The following is a 20,494-nucleotide window of genomic DNA, read 5'->3' on the forward strand; positions in this document are numbered from 1 at the left end:
GTTGGCTAGCCTTTCCCCCTGGGTTAGCAAGGGAAAGCTTTTAAAACTCCATTCGCTGATATTCAGCAACGGAGGCTGCGGCTGGTCTGGCTCGCTGTCTAGCCCAATCTCTGAGGGCTGTGACTTGTTCTTGCATCGTGCGAGACAGTGGCAAAGTTGCTTTGAGCGCAGCAATAATATCTAGTTGGGTGAACTCGCGGTCTTGGGCAAAAGCTTCGTACATTGCCGCAATTAACGCTTGTTCAATTTCTGCCCCAGAAAAACCATCAGACATCTTGGCTAGTTGTTCCAAGTCGAAGCGGGTGATGTCTTCACGACGTTTGTTGAGGTGGATCTTGTAGATATCACACCGTTCTTCAGGTGTGGGCAGATCCACAAAGAAAATTTCATCGAAACGACCTTTCCTCAAAAATTCTCCAGGTAAGCGTTCTACTCGGTTGGCTGTAGCCATCACAAACACTGGGGATTTCTTCTCTTGCATCCATGTGAGGAAAGACCCAAATATTCTGCTAGATGTACCACCGTCAGAATCACCAGAACCGGAACTTCCAGCAAAGGATTTATCTAACTCGTCGATAAACAGAATCGCCGGGGAGATGGATTCTGCTGTTTTGAGAGCGTTCCGCAGGTTGGCCTCACTTCGTCCCACCATTGAGCCGTCGTAAACTCGACCCATATCCAAACGCAACAGTGGTAAACCCCACAGGCGGGACGTTGTTTTAGCAATTAATGACTTACCACAACCAGGAACACCTAGAATTAACATCCCTTTTGGTTGGGGTAAACCATATTCTCTGGCTCTTTCCGTAAAGGCGTTAGAGCGTTGTTTGAGCCATTTCTTTAACTCTTCTAAGCCACCTACAGCATCGATGGTTGCATCTTCTTCGATGTATTCTAAGATACCATTGCGTCGAATTAGTTGCTTTTTCTCAGATAGAACTATATCTACTTCTTCTTCTGTCAGCCGCCCTGTGGTGACTTGCGCCTTACGATAGACTTTCTCAGATTCATCTTTAGTTAAGCCCAAAGCCGCCCTGAGAAGTTTTTCGCGTGCTTCTGTCGTCAAGCGTCGTCCGCGATGCTGTTCGAGATGTTGAGTTAATACTTTATTTAACTCTGACATATCGGGTAGTTGAAAGTCTAAAACCACAACTTCCTTTTCCAGTTCGATGGGTACTTGTTGCATAGGTGACATCAAAATGATGTTCTTTTGCATACCCTTGAAGCTGGCGATCGCATCACGTAATGACCTTGTGGTTGCGGGAGCATCAATAAATGGATGTAAATCTTTAAGAATAAATATACCAGGTTCTTTCTGCCGGATGATCCAGTCGATCGCCGCCTCTGGGGAAACGGTGTTGTGTTGGCTTACACTCCGGGGTTGACCATACTCCACGATGCCATGAGTTACTGTCCACACGTACACTCGGCGTTGGGGTCTTAACATTTGGGCAATTGTGGAAATTGCTAGCTCTGCCCTTTCTTCCTCGGAGGTCACAAGGTAGATTAGTGGGTATTGAGCTTGAATGAGAATATTGAGCTCTTCTTTCATAAATCGACCTTCTGGAGACCCTAGTACAGTAAAGACATCGTTTTGTTGATGACAACAACCGAAATTATGAATTACTTATCTAATTCCTACCTAGCAAGGAACTAATTCTTCCTCACCCTTGGGATGGGTTTCTGCTTGTGCCATCTCATCAAGAGAAAGATGATCTTGGCCAATTACCCCTGGCTGACTTCCTAAACCAACTAATTCCCCATCTTTTAATACCAGTGAACTTTCACAATTGGGACAAGAATAAACTTTATGCGTCCTTCCGTAAGCTGAAGCTTCAACTTCATCAACTATATCTGAGTTAGTTAGGTAGAAAAAAATGGCACGTTCAGCTAGTTCTGACATTCGCTCGGAATCGATTGCTGACCGAATCTTCAGCTTTTTGTGCAGTTCTGCCGATAAATACAACGTAACCTTTTGCTTAGTTTGCATATAACTATTTAGTGGTCTTACCCGGGTATGTATATCACGTTATCGGCTGTTCTCTTTGTTGTCAAGACGTCAAAACGTTTTGACGGCTATTTTGTTACTCTTCTTTACAATTTGCTCTTGTTTGTGACAAAGATTATGACTAACCTAAGTTATCTAAGCAACTAAACTATTAATCAGATCCAAGTAGAGACAAATGATTAAATTTATCTCTAAAATCCTTTATCTACAATTACTTCTAGCTTTTAAACCAGGTAGAATCATGTCTACTTTGGCAGCAAAAGCTCTGGGAGTCCAACGGATTTTTTATACTAAAGCTACCCGGAGGAATGCAGCGATCGCTTTATTGTTGATCCTGTACGGCTGTTTTACTCCCAGCTTGGATGTCACAAATACTACCTGGAAAATATATAAAAATTCGCGCTATGGCTTTGAGTTTCCCTATCCCAGCAACTGGAAGACTCTAGCAACACCGACGAACGCCGATGGCATTGTTTTCGCCTCACCCAAAAACAACTCTGTAGAAATTCGAGCCTGGGCGAGTAATCAAATACTAGAGTCCATAACCACACAAAAACCTAACTTTCAAACGACTCAAGGTTTAACGGGAATATTAGAGGTAGAAGTGGATAGTGCTGTTAGTGCAATGACGCTGACACTGACACAAAATCAGGTGCAATATAATTGGCAAGGACGCGCTCCCAGTCAAGAATTAAAAAATTACTATCCCTTGTTTTATTACATAGCCCAACAGTATCGGATTCCTCAGTAGCGAAGCAAGGGAAGATGAAAAGTGCTGAGTTCCGAGTGCTGAGTGCTGAGTTCCGAGTGCTGAGTTCCGAGTGCTGAGTTCCGAGTGCTGAGTGCTGAGTGCTGAGTGCTGAGTGTGGTAAAAATTAAATTACTCGATTCCGGCATCGAATACGACTATCAGATTTCTTCTTTCCCTAATCTCTTTTCCCTACATCTTTCAGAATGATGAGTGAGGGGGTACCCAAACCTGATAGATTAAGCTATCAGCGAGTAAAAACTGGTGAAAATGAAAGTCCTAGTTATTGGTGGCGATGGATATTGCGGTTGGGCAACCGCACTTTATCTTTCCAATCGCGGTTATGAAGTTGGAATATTAGATAGTTTGGTGAGACGGCATTGGGATAACGAACTAGGTTTGGAAACCCTCACGCCGATTGCACCTATTCAGCAACGCCTCCAACGCTGGCAAGATTTAACTGGTAAATCCATTGACTTGTTCGTTGGCGACATTACTAACTACGAATTTCTTCAGAAAACGTTGCATAAATTTGAGCCAAATGCGATCGTGCATTTTGGTGAACAACGTTCCGCACCGTTTTCGATGATTGACCGAGAACACGCAGTTCTCACTCAGGTCAATAATGTGGTTGGTACGTTAAACCTGCTATATGCAATGAAAGAAGACTTCCCAGACTGTCATTTGGTGAAGTTAGGCACAATGGGTGAATACGGCACACCCAACATTGACATTGAGGAAGGTTTTATCACCATTGAACACAATGGGCGTAAGGATACCCTACCTTATCCTAAACAGCCTGGGTCAATGTATCACCTGAGCAAAGTTCATGATAGCCACAATATTCACTTTGCTTGCCGGATTTGGGGTTTACGCGCCACAGACTTAAACCAAGGCGTGGTTTATGGTGTCCTCACCGAAGAAACGGGGATGGACGAACTGTTGATTAACCGACTAGATTACGATGGTGTGTTTGGTACAGCGTTAAACCGATTCTGTATTCAAGCGGCGATAGGTCATCCCCTCACCGTTTACGGTAAAGGTGGACAAACTCGTGGCTTTTTGGATATTCGGGATACGGTACGATGTATGGAAATTGCGATCGCCAATCCTGCCCAAGCTGGTGAATTCCGCGTATTTAATCAATTTACCGAACTATTCAGCATCGGTGATTTGGCATTAATGGTGAAAAAAGCCGGCAATGCTTTGGGATTAAACGTAGAAATCAGCAACTTAGACAATCCTAGAGTTGAAAAAGAAGAACATTACTTCAACGCTATAAACACTAAACTACTTGATTTAGGGCTACAACCTCACTATCTCTCAGATTCTCTACTTGATTCTCTGCTAAACTTTGCCGTCAAATATCAAAAACGAGTTGATAATAAGCAGATTTTACCCAAAGTCTCTTGGCATAGGAATTAAAAAAGCCTTTTGCTCTAGGCTTTCTCGTTTTCTAGGGGAATTAAGGGTGTAAGGGTGTAAGGGTTTTCATCACCCATAATCCTAAACCCCCACACCCCTAAACCCCTTTTTTCACATAGATAGTTTTGTATGAGAATTGCCTTATTCACCGAAACCTTTCTACCCAAGGTTGACGGTATTGTGACACGCCTGCGTCATACTGTTGACTATTTACAACGTCATGGAAATCAAGTTTTAGTAATTGCTCCTGATGGTGGCATTACTGAACATAAAGGAGCAAAAGTGTACGGTGTGAGTGGCTTTCCTTTACCTCTGTACCCAGAGTTGAAAATGTCACTTCCTCGCCCAGCTATTGGTTATACCCTAGAACAGTTCCAGCCAGATATCATTCATGTTGTAAATCCCGCAGTTTTAGGACTATCCGGGATTTTTTATAGTAAAGTCCTGAAACTACCCTTAGTAGCTTCTTATCACACACATTTGCCCCAGTATCTTCAGCATTATGGTTTAGGGATGCTAGAAGGGGTGCTTTGGGAACTGCTGAAAGGGGCGCATAATCAAGCCGCCTTGAATCTTTGTACTTCTACAGCCATGATGGCAGAACTCTCAGGACATGGCATCGAAAGGGTAGATTTGTGGCAACGGGGAGTAGATACAGAACTATTTCACCCTGATTTAGCTAGTTTAGAAATGCGCGATCGCTTAACGCAAAATCACCCAGAAAGCCCCTTATTATTGTACGTAGGTCGTCTTTCTGCCGAAAAAGAGATTGAGCGCATCAAACCCATATTAGAATCCATTCCTCAAGCACGATTGGCACTAGTAGGAGACGGCCCCCATCGCCAAACACTAGAAAAACATTTTGCAGGTACAAATACTTATTTTGTTGGCTATCTCATGGGGCGCGAGTTAGGATCAGCCTTTGCTAGTGCCGATGCTTTCATCTTTCCTTCCCGCACAGAGACATTAGGCTTAGTCCTACTAGAAGCAATGGCTGCTGGTTGTCCTGTGGTAGCCGCTCGTTCTGGAGGTATTCCTGATATTGTCACAGATGGGATCAATGGGTATTTGTTTAACCCCCAAGCCGATATTCAAGATGCTATTGACGCAACTGTTAGGCTTTTAGAAAATAAACAGGAACGGGACATCATCCGTCAAAATGCGCGTCGAGAAGCAGAAAAGTGGGGCTGGGCATCTGCTACCCATCAGCTACAAGATTATTATCACAAAATACTGTATGGAAAGGTGACAGGGGACAGGTTACAGGTGACAGGTAAGAGGGAATAGGGATTGGGGACTGGGGATTGGGAAATAGATAGTGAGATTTTCACTCAGCGCGCTGCTTAGGGATAGCTTGGAATGATTTAGCGGTCTTCCCTGCGGGACGCTACACGTTCGCGTAGCGTCCCGCAGGGAACAATTAGTGGTGAGTAGCCTACGGCAAGCAAGCTACAAGCTCCCACTAATTTTTTTTAATTTTTAATTTTTAATTGGAGCGAAGCGACTTGACTCTTCCTAATCCTGGTAGCGTCTTGGCTACATTAACAGAATTAACTCAAGTTAATCGCACCCACGCTTTATTGCGGCGGGTCAAAGACCTTTCTGTTAATGAATTTGTTTGTTTGTTAGACTTTATTACTGCCGAATTTCAGCAATTTCTGAGAGCTATCGAATTAATTAATAATGAAGCTCTAGAAAATATGTTGGAGAAAGTCTTAGAAGCAATCACACTCAAAATTGGGCAAATTCTCCAAGCCGAACATACAGCTATTTTTTTAGTTGACTATGATAAAAGTCAATTGTGGTCAAAAGTTCCTCAAGATAATGGACAGAAATTTTTAGAAATTCGTACTCCCATTACTTTTGGTATTCCTGGTCATGTTGCTAGTACAGGTCAATATTTGAATATTGGTGAAACTATTACTCATCCTCTATTTAGTCCAGACCTGGAAAAACAAATGGGCTATGAAATTCGCAATATTTTATGTATGCCTGTTGTTAGTAGCAAAAACCAGGTAGTTGCAGTAGTACAACTAGCAAATAAAACTGGAGAAACACCTTTTAATCAGGAAGATGAAGGACACTTCCGAGATTTTGCAGCTTCGATTGGCATTATCTTAGAAACTTGTCAGTCTTTTTATGTAGCAGCTCGCAATCAACGAGGAGCAACAGCACTTTTACGGGCAACTCAAACCCTAGGGCAAAGTTTAGACTTAGAAGCTACGTTGCAAATAGTCATGGAACAAGCCCGGATTTTAATGCAAGCAGACCGTAGTACCCTGTTTTTATATCGCAAAGAAATGGGGGAACTGTGGACAAAGGTAGCCGCCGCTGCCGATACTACAAATTCAATGGAAATTCGGATCTCTGCTAACCGTGGTATTGCTGGTTATGTGGCATCAACAGGACAAGCACTCAATATTCCTGATGCTTATAAAGACCCTCGATTTGACCCTTCAACAGATAGAAGAACTGGTTATGTAACGCGAAATATTTTGTGTTTGCCCGTATTTAATTCAGCCAATGAATTAATTGGGGTAACGCAGTTAATTAATAAACAACAAGGTAGTTTTACAGCATCTGATGAAGAATTTATGCGGGCTTTTAATATTCAAGCGGGAGTTGCTTTAGAAAATGCTCGCTTATTTGAAAATGTCCTGCTAGAAAAACAGTACCAAAAAGATATTTTACAAAGTTTATCAGATGCTGTGATTTCCACGGATATGGCTGGTCAGGTAGTCACTATTAATGATGCAGCTTTGGGATTATTGGGTTGTCCTTTAGGGGAAGCCAATAATAAAAGCAATAAACTTCTGTGGGAACACAATTTAATTGGTCGTCTCGTTTGGGAGATTGTACCAGTTGAAAATTTACAAATGCGTTTAGAAGATAGTCTAAAAACTGGTGCTAAACATTATGTACCGGAACAAAGTTTGACAGTGGGGATTTATCAATTACAAAGTGCTGAGGGGATTCTGACGAACGAAACACAGTATTCTATTTTGACAATACGCGATCGCAGTAACCCTAATATTTTTCTCACCTGGAATTTACCCCTTACCCCCCAATCGAAGTTTTTAACGACTGAACAGGTAAAAATTCTAGACCGTAGTATTAATCTGACTGTGAATCCCCTAACTAACCCAGAAGGTGGTGTTAGGGGTGGTTTGGTAGTTTTAGAAGATATCAGTCGAGAAAAACGCTTAAAAACCACCATGTACCGCTACTTGACACCCCACGTAGCAGAACAAGTATTGGCTGCGGGGGAAGATGCTTTAATGGTCGGTGAACGGAAGGAAGTGACCATCTTATTTTCGGACATTCGAGGTTACACCACACTCACAGAAAACCTCGGTGCAGCAGAGGTGGTTTCACTGCTAAATCAGTATTTTGAAACAATGGTGGAAGCAGTTTTTAACTACGATGGTACTCTCGACAAATTTATTGGCGATGCCTTAATGGCAGTATTTGGCGCACCTTTACCACTCACAGAAAATCATGCTTGGCGAGCAGTACAATCAGCTTTAGATATGCGCCGACGCTTGGAGGAATTTAACCAACGCCGCATTATCCAGGCGCAGCCTGAAATTCATATTGGTATCGGTATTAGTTCCGGGGAAGTAGTCTCAGGAAATATCGGTTCTCAAAAACGTATGGATTATACAGTGATTGGGGATGGTGTAAATTTAAGTTCGCGCTTGGAAACAGTCACAAAAGAATATGGTTGTGACATTATTCTGAGCGAATTTACTTACCAATTATGCAGCGATCGCATTTGGGTACGCCAATTAGATAAAATCCGAGTTAAAGGCAAACACCAAGCTGTGAATATCTATGAGTTAATTAGCGATCGCACTACTCCTTTAGATGCTACCACCCAGGAGTTTTTGTTTCACTACCATGCTGGCCGTGCAGCTTATTTATCTCATAATTTTACCCAGGCGATCGCTTCTTTTGCAGCCGCCAAAAAAATTCGCCCCACAGACCAAGGTGTGAATATTCACCTAGAACGCGCCCATAATTACCAACAAACACCACCGCCAGAAGACTGGGATGGAGTGTGGACAATGACCGTGAAATAGTCATGATTGGGCATTGGGCTTGTCCCCTGTCACCAGTCTTTCAATGAGTGGATTTGCAATGAGTGGATTTTAGATTATTCAATCCAAAATCCGTCTTGAAAAGTTGAGTCACTGCGTTGGACGGGTTTCCCTGCTTGTAGCAAGTGGCGTTCCTAGGTTGGGAAACCCACCTACAGAACTTTCCGCAAAATCTAAAATTCCTAGTCCCCTGCCCCCTAACCTTCAGCGTTCTCATCTCCATTCTGAAATGGATGCTCACCAATTTGTAGTTGTTTTTTTGTCCGCTTTAAGTTTTTCCACAATGCTTTAATCTGTTCGTATGCTTCTTCTGGTTTCAATTTCCCAGCCGTTTCTAAGTTACATATATAACTTATCTTTTGGGCAAATTCTTGGAGATTGGCATTGAAAACTAAGTTCTCTGGCTTCACTTGACCGTAATAACGACCACGAGGATAGAGAAAGTTTTCTTTAGTCACTATTTTTTGCTCCATTTATTCAACTCCTTTCTTGTTTTTATCTTGGAAGCTGAATCGCTAATAGCCTATTTACCTTTAATTTGGGGAATTTTCGGTAATGCTACTATCAATTAATATTGATGTATTTTTCTTCTTATGAAAAATCTTGTGTTGGTTTTAAAATGTTTTTGGGCTGTTGAGATATTGACACCAGTTTTATTTGTAATTATGCAAAACAGACTGATTGTCATGGAGATGTTGTCTAAGCAAGGGTAACAAACGCACTCATGGCTATTTATGATCTTGGGTAGTAGACGCACGCTCCTTAAATATCAATGATTTGTTTTGATTTTATTTGATCATTTATAAAATTGTTATGCAATACTTCTTTCTTGATACAAAAATACAAGTATTAATATATACTGTGACACTAAACCCTGAAAATATTTTTAGTACGTTTGTTAAAAAATTAACTTTACCCAGAAAATATCATAGATAACAAGCAATGATCTTCTACTGTAGGTCAGATATTCACTTGCTGACACTCTCTACTGAGTGAGTGACTGACTTTATATTGTAGATAGATAAGTTTTCATACTCAAAACCAATTCTGAATATACAGATTGCAGACTAATAGCTAATCTTCAATAACTAAAGATAAAATGGTGAAGCCCGAAAGGACAAAAGCTGTCTATCGTCTAAAACCTCACCTCCTGCCATGTCTGTTCATTCCAAGCTATACGAAGGCAAAGCAAAAATTCTCTATACAACTGATGATCCGGAAGTCCTGTTAGCTGACTTTAAGGACGATGCTACAGCATTTAATGCCCAAAAGCGAGGTAGCATCCTTGGCAAAGGGAAGATAAACTGTAGCATTTCTACTCAGCTTTTTCAACAGTTGGAAGCATCTGGTATTAAAACACACTTTATTGATAGTCCTGCTCCCCATCAAATGCGGGTAAAGGCAGTGAGAATAATACCTTTGGAAGTGGTTATCCGTAATATTGCGGCTGGTAGTTTGTGTCAACAAACAGGCTTAGAACTGGGTACATTATTAAAACAGCCCCTAGTAGAGTTTTATTATAAAAACGATCAATTAGGAGATCCGCTATTGACACGCGATCGCCTTTTACTGCTAGAACTAGCAACACCGGAACAAGTCGATGCAATTACTCATCTAGCATTGGAAATTAATCAGTTTCTCCAGGAATTCTGGTCACGTTGCGGTATTACCCTAGTTGACTTCAAACTAGAATTTGGTGTTGACTCACAAGGAAATCTACTTTTAGCAGATGAAATTAGTCCCGACACCTGCCGTTTGTGGAACATAACAGAAGCAGACCCTAATCGCCGCGTTATGGACAAAGACCGTTTCCGCAAAGACCTAGGGAATGTAGAAGATGCGTATCAGGAGGTTTTACAACGAGTATTACAAGCTGTGGCAACTCAAAATTAAATATGAATAGTCCTGATTTAAAAGTGCTTTCATAGTTACGAGTTAAGAGTTCCGAGTTCCGAGTTAAGAGTTCCGAGTAAGTATTCCACTCATAACTCAGCACTCAGCACTCAGCACTCAGCACTTAAAATTCCCTTGTGATGGTGTGTGGATGTGAAGAGGAATCTAAATAAAATGCGTTTATCTCCAGTCTTGGTGGCAGCTGTAGCAATTACAGCACCCTTAAGTGGCTCTTTGAGTGCAAATGCACAAACTCTTAACAGTGTAGAGCCGGCAGCAGAAGTTTTTCCAGTGACCAGTCAGCAGCCAGAACAGGGTGAAATTTCACCAGAACAGCAGCCGAACTTCACCGAAGTTAAGACACTGACAGAAATTCCCGCCCCTGAAATCTCCGCCCCTACTGCTTTATCATCTGTCAATAAATCAACAAAGTCGGCAGCAACAGCAACAAAAGAGGTCATCGTACCTACTTTAGAAGTATCAAAAGAAGTATCCATAACTACCAAACATACTGCTCCAAAACCTACTTCATTTGCCAATATTCAGCTTTCATCTGTTGACAAAACCCCATCAGCTGATGTTGTTATCGTAGATTCAAAGCCAAAGAAATCAGCAGAGAAATCCCCTATTGTCATTTCTCCATCCCCATCAACAGCAGCATCCACAACACAAGAAGTAGTGAGCCAGAGGGGAACTGCAAACCAACTGGTACAAGCACCAGAAACTACTCCTACTACCCCCAGCATTGAGCCAGCAACACCAGCACCAGAAACTACTCCTACTACCCCCACTCCAGAGAATTTCAATACTCCCAACAACACGCCAGAAACCACTGAACCCCGTGTGTTGGTATCAGAAGTACTAGTTAAAGCTCAAACAGGTCAACTAACCCCAGAATTAGAAGCCCAAGTTTATAACGTTATTCGTACCCAACCAGGGCGAACAACAACCCGCGCTCAACTGCAAGAAGATATTAACGCTATCTTTGGTACTGGCTTCTTCTCCAACGTTCAAGCAGCACCAGAAGACACACCCCTAGGTGTCAGGGTCAGTTTTGTTGTTCAACCCAACCCTGTCTTAACCAAGGTAGAAATACAAGCCAATCCCGGCACTCAAATTCCCTCTGTCCTACCCCCTAATACTACCGATGAAATATTTCGTGAGCAGTATGGCAAAATCCTCAACTTGCGGGACTTACAAGAAGGCATCAAGCAATTAACCAAGCAGTATCAAGACAGAGGTTACGTCTTAGCTAACGTCATTGGTGCGCCACAAGTCTCAGAAAGTGGAGTTGTCACCCTCCAAGTAGCCGAAGGGGTGGTACAGAACATTAAAGTTCGATTCCGTAATAAAGAAGGACAAGAAACTGACGAGAAAGGGCAACCAATTCGGGGTCGAACCAGGGAATATGTGATTACGCGAGAATTGGAACTAAAGCCAGGACAAGTATTTAACCGCAATATTGTCCAGAAAGACCTACAACGGGTATTTGGTACAGGATTATTTGAAGATGTTAATGTCTCCCTTGACCCTGGTACTGATCCGAGTCAAGTAGATGTAGTCGTGAACGTTGTTGAGCGCAGCAGTGGTTCAATTGCAGCTGGGGCTGGTATTAGTTCTGCTAGTGGACTTTTCGGTACAGTTAGTTATCAGCAGCAAAACCTGGGTGGCAGAAACCAGAAACTAGGGGCAGAAGTTCAGGTGGGTCAACGGGAGTTGCTGTTTGATCTCCGCTTCACAGATCCTTGGATTGCCGGCGATCCGTACCGGACTTCCTACACAGCTAATATTTTCCGTCGCCGTTCCATTTCGTTAATTTTTGATGGTAAAGATAGCGATATTAGAACATTTAACCCCAGTAACCCTACTGATGATGACAATCAAGACCGCCCTCGTGTCACCCGTTTAGGTGGTGGTGTTACCTTTACTCGCCCCCTGTCTGCTAATCCTTACGAAAGGTCAGAATGGACTGCTTCAGCTGGGTTTCAGTATCAACGAATTTCTACCCGCGATGCTGACGGGAACTTAAGAAAAGATGGGGCAGTATTTGATGATGCTGGCAACCTTGTTCCTGGTACAACCGTCCCTCTGACCTTTTCCGGCACAGGTGAAGATGATTTATTGTTACTGCAATTAGGAGCGCAGCGCGATCTCCGTAACAATCCCTTACAACCAACAGGCGGTTCTTTTCTACGTATTGGGGTAGACCAATCTGTACCCGTCGGTTCAGGTAATATATTCCTCACCAGACTCCGGGGTAGCTATAGCCAATATTTACCAGTGAAATTCACTGGCTTTACAAAAGGTGCAGAAACCATAGCTTTTAATATTCAAGGTGGCACAGTCTTTGGTGATTTACCTCCCTATGAAGCCTTTACCCTTGGTGGTAGTAACTCGGTTCGGGGTTATGAAGAAGGTATATTAAGCAGTGGACGCAGCTATGTACAAGCAACAGTAGAATATCGCTTCCCTGTATTCTCAGTTGTCAGTGGCGCATTGTTCTTTGATGTGGGTAGCGATTTAGGCACTACTACCAGAGCGGCTGAGGTATTGAATAAAAACGGTACTGGCTACGGCTACGGTCTTGGTGTGCGTGTGCAATCACCTCTAGGGCCAATTCGTATTGACTATGGTATCAACGATGACGGTGATAGCCGAATTAATTTTGGCATTGGCGAGAGATTTTAAGGTAGTCATTATTCATTAGTGATTAGCTAGTGACGATTGTTTTCTCTGGTAGCTTGCTAATGGTGTCATTTGCCTTAATACTGTTCGCTTAAGGCTATCAGTTGAAAACTGACTTTCCTCAATTACGAATTACTGAATCAGGGCTCTTACCAAAATTCCACATGAATAATAAGTATAAAAATATATTGAGTTTATGCCTATGCTAGAACACACTCTAGCGGCGGCAATTACCCAAACTGGGATAGGACTACATAGCGGTATCAGTAACAAAGTGCGGGTACTACCGACAGACGTGGGAAGCGGACGGTATTTTGTGCGGGTGGATTTGCCGGATTTGCCAATTATCCCAGCCCAAGTAGCAGCCGTTAATCACACTGTCCTCTCGACTCAGTTGGGTAAAGGTGAAGCATCCATTCGCACAGTAGAACATTTATTAGCGGCTTTGGCGGGGATGGGTGTAGATAATGCCCGCATTGAAATTAATGGGTCAGAAGTACCACTTTTGGATGGTTCGGCTCAAATTTGGGCAAAAAGTATAGCTGAAGTTGGTTTGACATCACAAACAGTTCCAGTTACTCAGCAAAAAGACCCTTTAACAATTCAAGAACCCATCTGGATTTACCAAGACGATGCTTTTGTTGCTGCTATCCCCGCAGCAGAAACCCGCTTTAGTTACGGTATTGATTTTGATTTACCTGCAATTGGTAATCAATGGCACAGTTGGTCTGTGGCTACAGACGTAGAAAAATCTAGATTTAGCTTTAGTGAAGAAATTGCGCCGGCGCGGACTTTTGGATTAGCGCATCAAATTGAACATTTACAAAAATCTGGGTTAATCAAAGGTGGTAGCTTGGATAATGCGCTAGTTTGTGGGACTGATGGCTGGGTAAATCCACCATTAAGATTTGCAAATGAGCCAGTCCGTCATAAAATCTTGGATTTAGTAGGGGATTTGAGTTTATTGGGATATTTTCCCCGCGCTCACTTTTTAGCGTACAAAGCCAGTCATAATTTACATATTCAGCTGGCACAAAGAATTTTAGCTCTCATCTAAAATTCTGAATCCTCCTAACTAAATACCTAGATTAAAATTCAACTGCACTGCCAATGTCAATCGTGTCTGAAGTAAATAGTCCCGCATCTCACGATGAGACTGCACCTGAGATCAAAACAACTCTTACCTCTGAAGAAATTCAGAAATTGCTACCCCACCGCTACCCATTTTTACTTGTAGATAAAATTATTGACTACGTACCGGGTAAGCTAGCCGTAGGTATTAAAAACGTTACTATCAACGAACCACAGTTTCAAGGACACTTCCCAGGTAGACCACTGATGCCAGGTGTGCTAATTGTAGAAGCAATGGCTCAAGTGGGTGGTATTGTTTTGACACAATTACCAGAGGTAGAAGGAGGACTGTTTGTTTTTGCTGGTATAGATAAAGTCCGCTTTCGTCGTCAAGTAGTACCAGGAGATCAACTGGTGATGACAGTGGAACTGTTATGGATCAAACAACGTCGTTTCGGTAAAATGCAGGCACGTGCAGAGGTTGATGGTCAACTTGCTGCTGAAGGCGAATTAATGTTTTCTCTGGTTAGCTAAAACCTAGCTGGCGCAGATACAGATGTAAACTGCTTTTCCTGAAGTCTCAAAGCAGGATAGCAATTTCAAAAAATCGCCACAAGAGCCTCTTATCAATTCTTGACTTTCGCTACCCTCACACATAACTTGCCCGACAATTTTTCTACTGATACTCACACACTCAGTCACGCCAGTCGTCTCAACTTTGGCTATCAAAGTCAGACGCTGGCTTCTCAAGACAGTTCTGGAGATTTACCCTTGAAAACGCTTATTCATCCAACTGCTGTAATTCATCCAAATTCGGAACTACACCCAACGGTGCAAGTCGGTGCTTATGCTGTGATTGGAGCAAATGTTAAAGTTGGTGCTGACACTATTATTGGCGCACACGCAGTGCTAGAAGGCCCTTGTGAAATTGGGGTGGGAAATCAGATTTTTACTGGTGCAGCCATTGGTATGGAACCCCAGGATCTGAAATTTGTGGGCGAACCCACATGGGTGAGGATTGGCGATCGCAATTTGATTCGTGAATATGTCACCATTAACCGCGCTACCGGTGCAGGAGAAGCCACGATAATTGGTAATAACAACCTCCTCATGGCTTATGTCCACGTAGCTCATAACTGTGTTATTGAAGACTCTGTAGTCATTGCTAACTCCGTCGCCTTAGCCGGTCACGTCCATATAGAATCCCGCGCTAGACTGAGTGGTGTTTTAGGTGTACATCAATTTGTGCGTATTGGTCGACACGCAATGGTAGGAGGAATGGCACGGATTGACCGTGATGTGCCACCTTATATGCTAGTGGAGGGAAATCCTGCCAAAATCAGAACCCTCAACCTGATAGGACTCAAACGTTCTGGGTTTGATAGCAGCGAGTTACAACTCTTGAAAAAAGCCTTCCGCATTCTTTACCGTTCTAAGTTGAGCTTTAAGGAAGCTTTGGAACAATTAGAATTTTTGGGAGATACCGAAACCCTGCAAAATCTCCGTCGCTTTATGTTACTGTCACAAATGCCAGGGAGACGGGGTTTGATTCCCGGTAGAGGTAAGATAGGCAGGAGTGATGAGTCTTAGGCAGAGGGAGACACGGGAGACAAAAGATAATTCTTTTTGATTCCCAGTCCCCAGTCCCCAGTTTTTGAATTTTGAATTGGTTTTAAATGCGGATATTTATCAGCACTGGTGAAGTGTCTGGCGATTTGCAAGGGTCGCTGTTGATTGCGGCGATGAAGCGTCAAGCTATCGCTGCCGGGTTGGAATTAGAGATTGTAGCCTTGGGTGGCGACAAGATGGCTGAGGCTGGGGCGAAGATTTTGGGGAATACCAGTGGTATTGGTTCAATGGGTATCCTGGAATCTTTGCCTTATGTTTTGCCGACTCTGATGGTACAACGTCGCGCGATCGCCTATTTAAAACAATATCCCCCAGATTTAGTAGTGCTGATTGACTACATGGGGCCAAATCTTGGCATCGGTACTTATATGCAAAAGCATTTACCAGATGTGCCTGTGGCGTACTACATTGCGCCCCAAGAGTGGGTATGGTCGATGAGTTTGCAGAATACTGCCCGCATTGTCGGGTTTACAGATAAGTTATTGGCAATATTCCCCGAAGAAGCCCGTTATTTTCGCCAAAATGGGGCGAATGTCGCTTGGGTAGGACACCCCCTAATTGATAGGATGCAAACCGCTCCTAGCCGTCACGAAGCCCGTGCTAATTTGGGAATAGATTCAGACCAGGTAGCGATCGCACTCCTCCCAGCTTCCCGGCGGCAAGAATTAAAATATCTACTACCAGTAATTTTTCAAGCTGCCCAAACCATCCAAACAAAAATACCAGAAGTTCATTTTTGGATTCCTCTGTCACTAGAAGTTTACAGACAGCCAATAGAGGAAGCAGTCCAGCGTTATGGTTTGCGGGCTACAGTCATATCAGGACAACAAAAGGAAGTTTTTGCGGCGGCGGATTTCGCCATTACTAAATCTGGCACAGTCAACTTAGAACTGGCTTTATTAAACGTGCCGCAGGTGGTAGTTTATCGCCTACATCCCGTCACAGCCTGGATTGCCAGAAAAATCCTCAGAGGTTCTATCCCCTTTGCGTCGCCACCTAATTTGGTAGTGATGAAACCAATTGTGCCGGAGTTGTTGCAAGAAGAAGCAACGCCAGAGAATATTACGCAAGCATCAATGGAATTATTGCTCAATTCTGAACGCCAACAGCAAACTTTAATAGATTATCAAGAAATGCGGCAGTATTTAGGAGAAGTTGGAGTCTGCGATCGCGCTGCTCAAGAAATTTTGCAAATGCTTTCTGAGTGCTGAGTGCTGAGTAGTGAGTGGTGAGTTGTGTTAGCGGTAGCGTGGCGTTTAGTCGATGGCGATACGATGAATCGCGTCTGTACAAAAGTGATGATTTGGGCTAAGGAGTGGCTGTTTGACTTGTGAAGTCTGCTATATTGCCAAAATATTTTTGTAATAAGATAATTTTTCTTAAATAGTTCAAAGATAATCGTTATAGCGTTTCCTAATCGCATGAGGTATATCATAGCTCCCTCCTTGCTTGCGGGGTAGGGTTCTACCTCACTAAAGCGAGAACCTCTATAGTTAAATATTTTTAATACTCATCACAGGCTAAACGCCACTCTACCGCTAAAAGAAATGAGACTCAGCACTCACCACTCACTCACCACTTCCAGAAGACCGATCGCCGTAGATTTGTTTGCGGGTGCTGGTGGTATGACGCTTGGTTTTGAGCAGGCTGGCTTTGATGTGTTGGCGGCGGTGGAAATTGACCCGATTCACTGTGCTACCCATAAGTTTAATTTTCCTTTCTGCTCGATTTTATGTCAGAGTGTTGAGGACACATCAGGGGCAGAAATTCGGCAGCGATCGCCAATTGGCGATCGGGAAATTGATGCTGTAATTTGTGGTTCACCCTGTCAAGGCTTTTCTCTCATGGGTAAACGGGTTTTTGATGACCCGCGTAACTCCTTAGTATTTCACTTTCATCGGTTGGTTTTAGAGTTACAACCCAAGTTTTTTGTAATGGAAAATGTCCGGGGAATTACAGTCGGTGAACACAAACAAATCCTGAAAATATTAATTGATGAATTTAAAGCTTGTGACTATCAAGTAGAAGAAAATTATCAAATTCTCAATGCTGCTAAATACGGTGTACCCCAAGCGCGGGAAAGATTATTTCTCCTTGGTGCGAAGAAAGATATCAAGTTACCAAAGTATCCCCAGCCAATTACCCAACCAGCCAAACCGAATCACAAGCCACGTAAAACGTCAGGATTACCAATTTGCCCTACGGTTTGGCAAGCAATTGGCGATTTACCAGAAGTGGAAAATTATTCAGAGCTATTGTGTAGAGATTGGGTAATAGCAGAGTATGGCAAACCTAGCAATTACGCTATGATATTGCGCGGACTCAGGAAGTTGAGAGATGATTATTCTAGCGATCGCCAATTTGATTCCCGTATTCTTTCTTCCAGCCTGAGAACAAAGCATTCATTAACAACTACACAACGTTTTCAGGATACTCCCCAGGGAGAAAGAGAACCTATTAGCAGATTTCATAAGTTACATCCGGCTGGTGTTTGCAACACCTTAAGAGCTGGAACAGATAAATACAAGGGTTCTTTTACCTCCCCTCGACCAATTCATCCACTGACACCGCGATGTATCACAGTTAGGGAAGCCGCACGCTTGCATTCTTATCCAGACTGGTTTAGATTCCACATCACTAAATGGCACGGATTTCGCCAAGTAGGTAATTCTGTACCGCCATTACTAGCCAAGGCGGTAGCCAAAGAAATTATTCTTAGTTTGAATATATCGCCTGTTAAACCCCGTATTAAGTATGAGTTGGGAGCAGAGACATTATTGCAACTAAATATCTCCCAAGCAGCACAACACTTTACAGTGAAAAGGACTAACTTCTTTACTACAAACGAGAACTATTGAAGAATTAATTACGAGTTACGAATTACCAAACATTCTTTCTGCACTCTAGTCAACATATCTTCAAAAGCGGGAGTGTAACAACCTTCTTCATCAACAATTCTCCGCAGTGTATAGTCAGCAAACTTAGGAATTATACCCAGCCAAATATTTTGGCGTTCCCAGGTATCTCCTTGAGAATTTTCATTTTGGTGCATTGTTCCATTGAGCAGCCACCGAGGAATCTCTATTCCTAATCCAATGGGCGTGATTTGTGCTTGTTGCAAGGTAGCGTCTGTAAACTGAATTTTGTAAGTTAACCTTGTCAGTTGGATCAACCGCAGTAATATCCATCCTCCAATTGAGTTATGAAAAGTCCATTGCAAAGGAGCATAAACGGGGAGCAACAAGGTGTTATTTTGCTCGTCCCATTCTACGTTGTACATTGTGATGCAGTCATCTGGTGCGGGATTCCCATCCATAAAAAATACACCTTTTAAGACACTGGGTAAATTTGTTTTTTGGGTGGAAATCATCCAGGTGGCAATATTGTTAAATTGTCTTTTTTCGATGGAAATAGTCATAATAATTCGTAATTGCAATAGCTTAGTACAGCAAAGGATATGTAGAGACGTTACAGTGTAACCTCTCTACAGGTATTAAATGTTTTCTCAAACATCCTCTTATAATTTACATTTTTTGAGCAAAACCTTGGAGGACTAAATCATCGGGGGTAAAGGGTTTAAAGTTAGCAAAATCCCACTTAACATCTGTAGATGAGTCCCATTGATATTTCTGGAAAAGATACAAACAGAATGTTTTGATGATGGCAATTGATAAAGAAGTCCCAGGACAGATTCGCTCATGTCCTTGGCTGTTCCAAGATAAGATGTCAGAAAAATTTCGTGTTACGTCAAAAGTATCGGGATTTTCGTATCTATTTGCATCCCGATTGGCTGTGAAGATAGAACCCATTAACAGCGTACCTTTTTGAAAGGGGCATTTTTTCTCCCCAATCGTAATTTCGCCTGATTGAGTGGTAAGTTGACTGACAAATCGCACAGGAGGATAGAGACGGGCTGTTTCTAAAATTACTTGTTCGGTAAGTGTGGCATTTTCTAAGACAGATTTATTTAGGGGTTCTTGTTTATTACCGATCGCATTTGCCTCTGCCATAACATCATTTCTTAAGCCTTCGTTAAGACAAAGAACGCCAATTACTGAGCCTAAAAGCGCACTTGTACCGGCAGTCCCGGCCAGATGAGTCATATCAAATAGGCTGTTAGCAATTTGGTGTTCATTTAATTGATGCTGAGAACCAATTTCTAAATAAGCCGCCCATTTGGGAGATTGTTTGTATCGCTCAATTAAACGCTGGCGATGTTGAATATGTGGTGCGCTTTTGCTTCTGAGTAGATACTTGACTACGAAATTGGGTAAAAGTGCTAGTCCTATATCTTGGATATAAGCCTGAGAAGCAGTGACTTCTTCTTCAGAGAATGACATCTCAAACACAAGTTGGTGCAGAATCCGCAAGATCATCGCTGGTAAATCGTTGCCAATATGTAATTGACCCTGTTTGGCAGCATCTGCTAGGTTTTGATTAACTAGTTTTCCTAATGTTTCTGCCGTTTCTAAAGGGTCTGGTAAGGCTTGTAATATTACGGCACGTACTCCACTATGTTCTTGACCATTCGTTCCCAAACTGAGGGGATTGTTGAGGAGATAGCTAGAGGCTCGCATTTTAATGATGCCTAAATAATTACTTCTAATTTGAGGCTCAGTCTGCATCAGCCGTTTAACTTCAGCGTGAGTAGAATGGATAATAGCTTGGTCTAAGGCAAAAAACTTGTTGCCGATATTATCCTTGCGGATATAGAGAAAGTCCCGCCAGTCTTTGAATATGATGACAGCTTCCAGATAATAGAAAATCAAAAGCAGCAGCTTACCAATGGGGCTAGTATTACCGACTTTGGCAAGAATAGATGAAAGCCAGATTTGGCGATTGTGGGCTGTCAAAACTTTTTCTTTGAGTTCCATGTTGATTGGGGGACAGGGGAGAGGTGACAGGTGACAGGGGAAGACAAGGGAGAATCATCAA

Annotated in this window: 16 protein-coding genes; 11 read left to right on the top strand and 5 right to left on the bottom strand. The window is 42.6% G+C overall.

The genetic code is table 11. The annotated features are described in order from the left end of the window. Window positions 1-40: 40 nt before the first annotated feature. Together VB693_RS01350 and VB693_RS01355 are read right to left on the bottom strand one after the other, a co-directional pair. Window positions 41-1,552: an AAA family ATPase gene (locus VB693_RS01350; protein WP_190696686.1), complete on the bottom strand. Its 1,512-nt coding sequence runs from the start codon at window positions 1,550-1,552 to the stop codon at window positions 41-43. Window positions 1,553-1,642: 90 nt separating this feature from the next. Further along, window positions 1,643-1,990: a hypothetical protein gene (locus VB693_RS01355; protein ID WP_190696689.1), complete on the bottom strand. Its 348-nt coding sequence runs from the start codon at window positions 1,988-1,990 to the stop codon at window positions 1,643-1,645. A gap of 193 nt (window positions 1,991-2,183) precedes the next feature. On the opposite strand from VB693_RS01355, the gene VB693_RS01360 reads away from it, so the two are divergent. The 4 genes from VB693_RS01360 (at window position 2,184) to VB693_RS01375 (ending at window position 8,263) form a co-directional block, all read left to right on the top strand. After that, window positions 2,184-2,759: a hypothetical protein gene (locus VB693_RS01360; protein ID WP_323264732.1), complete on the top strand. Its 576-nt coding sequence runs from the start codon at window positions 2,184-2,186 to the stop codon at window positions 2,757-2,759. Window positions 2,760-3,026: 267 nt separating this feature from the next. Next, window positions 3,027-4,181 carry an NAD-dependent epimerase/dehydratase family protein gene (locus VB693_RS01365; protein ID WP_190697477.1) on the top strand — a complete coding sequence of 385 codons (1,155 nt, stop codon included), beginning with the start codon at window positions 3,027-3,029 and terminating at the stop codon, window positions 4,179-4,181. A gap of 129 nt (window positions 4,182-4,310) precedes the next feature. Further along, entirely contained in the window at window positions 4,311-5,468 is a 1,158-nt protein-coding gene (locus tag VB693_RS01370) for a glycosyltransferase family 1 protein (RefSeq protein WP_323264733.1), read from the top strand. A gap of 218 nt (window positions 5,469-5,686) precedes the next feature. Then, window positions 5,687-8,263: a GAF domain-containing protein gene (locus VB693_RS01375; protein WP_323264734.1), complete on the top strand. Its 2,577-nt coding sequence runs from the start codon at window positions 5,687-5,689 to the stop codon at window positions 8,261-8,263. Between the two features lie 215 nt (window positions 8,264-8,478). On the opposite strand, the gene VB693_RS01380 is transcribed toward VB693_RS01375, so the two are convergent. Further along, a complete protein-coding gene (locus VB693_RS01380) occupies window positions 8,479-8,754 on the bottom strand; it encodes a hypothetical protein (protein ID WP_323264735.1) in 276 nt (91 codons plus the stop codon). Between the two features lie 682 nt (window positions 8,755-9,436). Between VB693_RS01380 and purC the strand changes: the two genes are divergently transcribed. The 7 genes from purC to VB693_RS01415 all read left to right on the top strand — a co-directional run bounded on the left by purC (window position 9,437) and on the right by VB693_RS01415 (window position 18,417). Next, window positions 9,437-10,174: a phosphoribosylaminoimidazolesuccinocarboxamide synthase gene (gene purC / locus VB693_RS01385; RefSeq protein WP_323264736.1), complete on the top strand. Its 738-nt coding sequence runs from the start codon at window positions 9,437-9,439 to the stop codon at window positions 10,172-10,174. A gap of 174 nt (window positions 10,175-10,348) precedes the next feature. Beyond that, window positions 10,349-12,862, top strand: a complete 2,514-nt coding sequence (locus VB693_RS01390) for a BamA/TamA family outer membrane protein (RefSeq protein WP_323264737.1) — start codon at window positions 10,349-10,351, stop codon at window positions 12,860-12,862. A 199-nt stretch (window positions 12,863-13,061) separates the two neighbouring features. Beyond that, on the top strand, window positions 13,062-13,916 hold the full coding sequence (gene lpxC / locus VB693_RS01395) for a UDP-3-O-acyl-N-acetylglucosamine deacetylase (protein ID WP_323264738.1): 855 nt from the start codon (window positions 13,062-13,064) through the stop codon (window positions 13,914-13,916). 53 nt (window positions 13,917-13,969) lie between these two features. Further along, window positions 13,970-14,464: a 3-hydroxyacyl-ACP dehydratase FabZ gene (fabZ, locus tag VB693_RS01400; RefSeq protein WP_323264739.1), complete on the top strand. Its 495-nt coding sequence runs from the start codon at window positions 13,970-13,972 to the stop codon at window positions 14,462-14,464. Between the two features lie 237 nt (window positions 14,465-14,701). Beyond that, a complete protein-coding gene (lpxA, locus tag VB693_RS01405) occupies window positions 14,702-15,520 on the top strand; it encodes an acyl-ACP--UDP-N-acetylglucosamine O-acyltransferase (protein WP_190697480.1) in 819 nt (272 codons plus the stop codon). 86 nt (window positions 15,521-15,606) lie between these two features. Next, on the top strand, window positions 15,607-16,770 hold the full coding sequence (gene lpxB, locus VB693_RS01410; RefSeq protein ID WP_323264740.1) for a lipid-A-disaccharide synthase: 1,164 nt from the start codon (window positions 15,607-15,609) through the stop codon (window positions 16,768-16,770). 336 nt (window positions 16,771-17,106) lie between these two features. Next, window positions 17,107-18,417: a DNA cytosine methyltransferase gene (locus tag VB693_RS01415; protein WP_323264741.1), complete on the top strand. Its 1,311-nt coding sequence runs from the start codon at window positions 17,107-17,109 to the stop codon at window positions 18,415-18,417. Window positions 18,418-18,425: 8 nt separating this feature from the next. On the opposite strand, the gene VB693_RS01420 is transcribed toward VB693_RS01415, so the two are convergent. Both VB693_RS01420 and VB693_RS01425 read right to left on the bottom strand, forming a co-directional pair. Beyond that, window positions 18,426-18,977 (bottom strand): hypothetical protein, encoded by a 552-nt coding sequence (locus VB693_RS01420; protein ID WP_323264742.1) that lies wholly within the window; start codon window positions 18,975-18,977, stop codon window positions 18,426-18,428. A 106-nt stretch (window positions 18,978-19,083) separates the two neighbouring features. Next, window positions 19,084-20,433, bottom strand: a complete 1,350-nt coding sequence (locus VB693_RS01425) for a cytochrome P450 (protein WP_323264743.1) — start codon at window positions 20,431-20,433, stop codon at window positions 19,084-19,086. Window positions 20,434-20,494 lie beyond the last annotated feature (61 nt).

The organism is Anabaena sp. UHCC 0399, assembly GCF_034931465.1.
GTDB lineage: Bacteria > Cyanobacteriota > Cyanobacteriia > Cyanobacteriales > Nostocaceae > Trichormus > Trichormus minutissimus.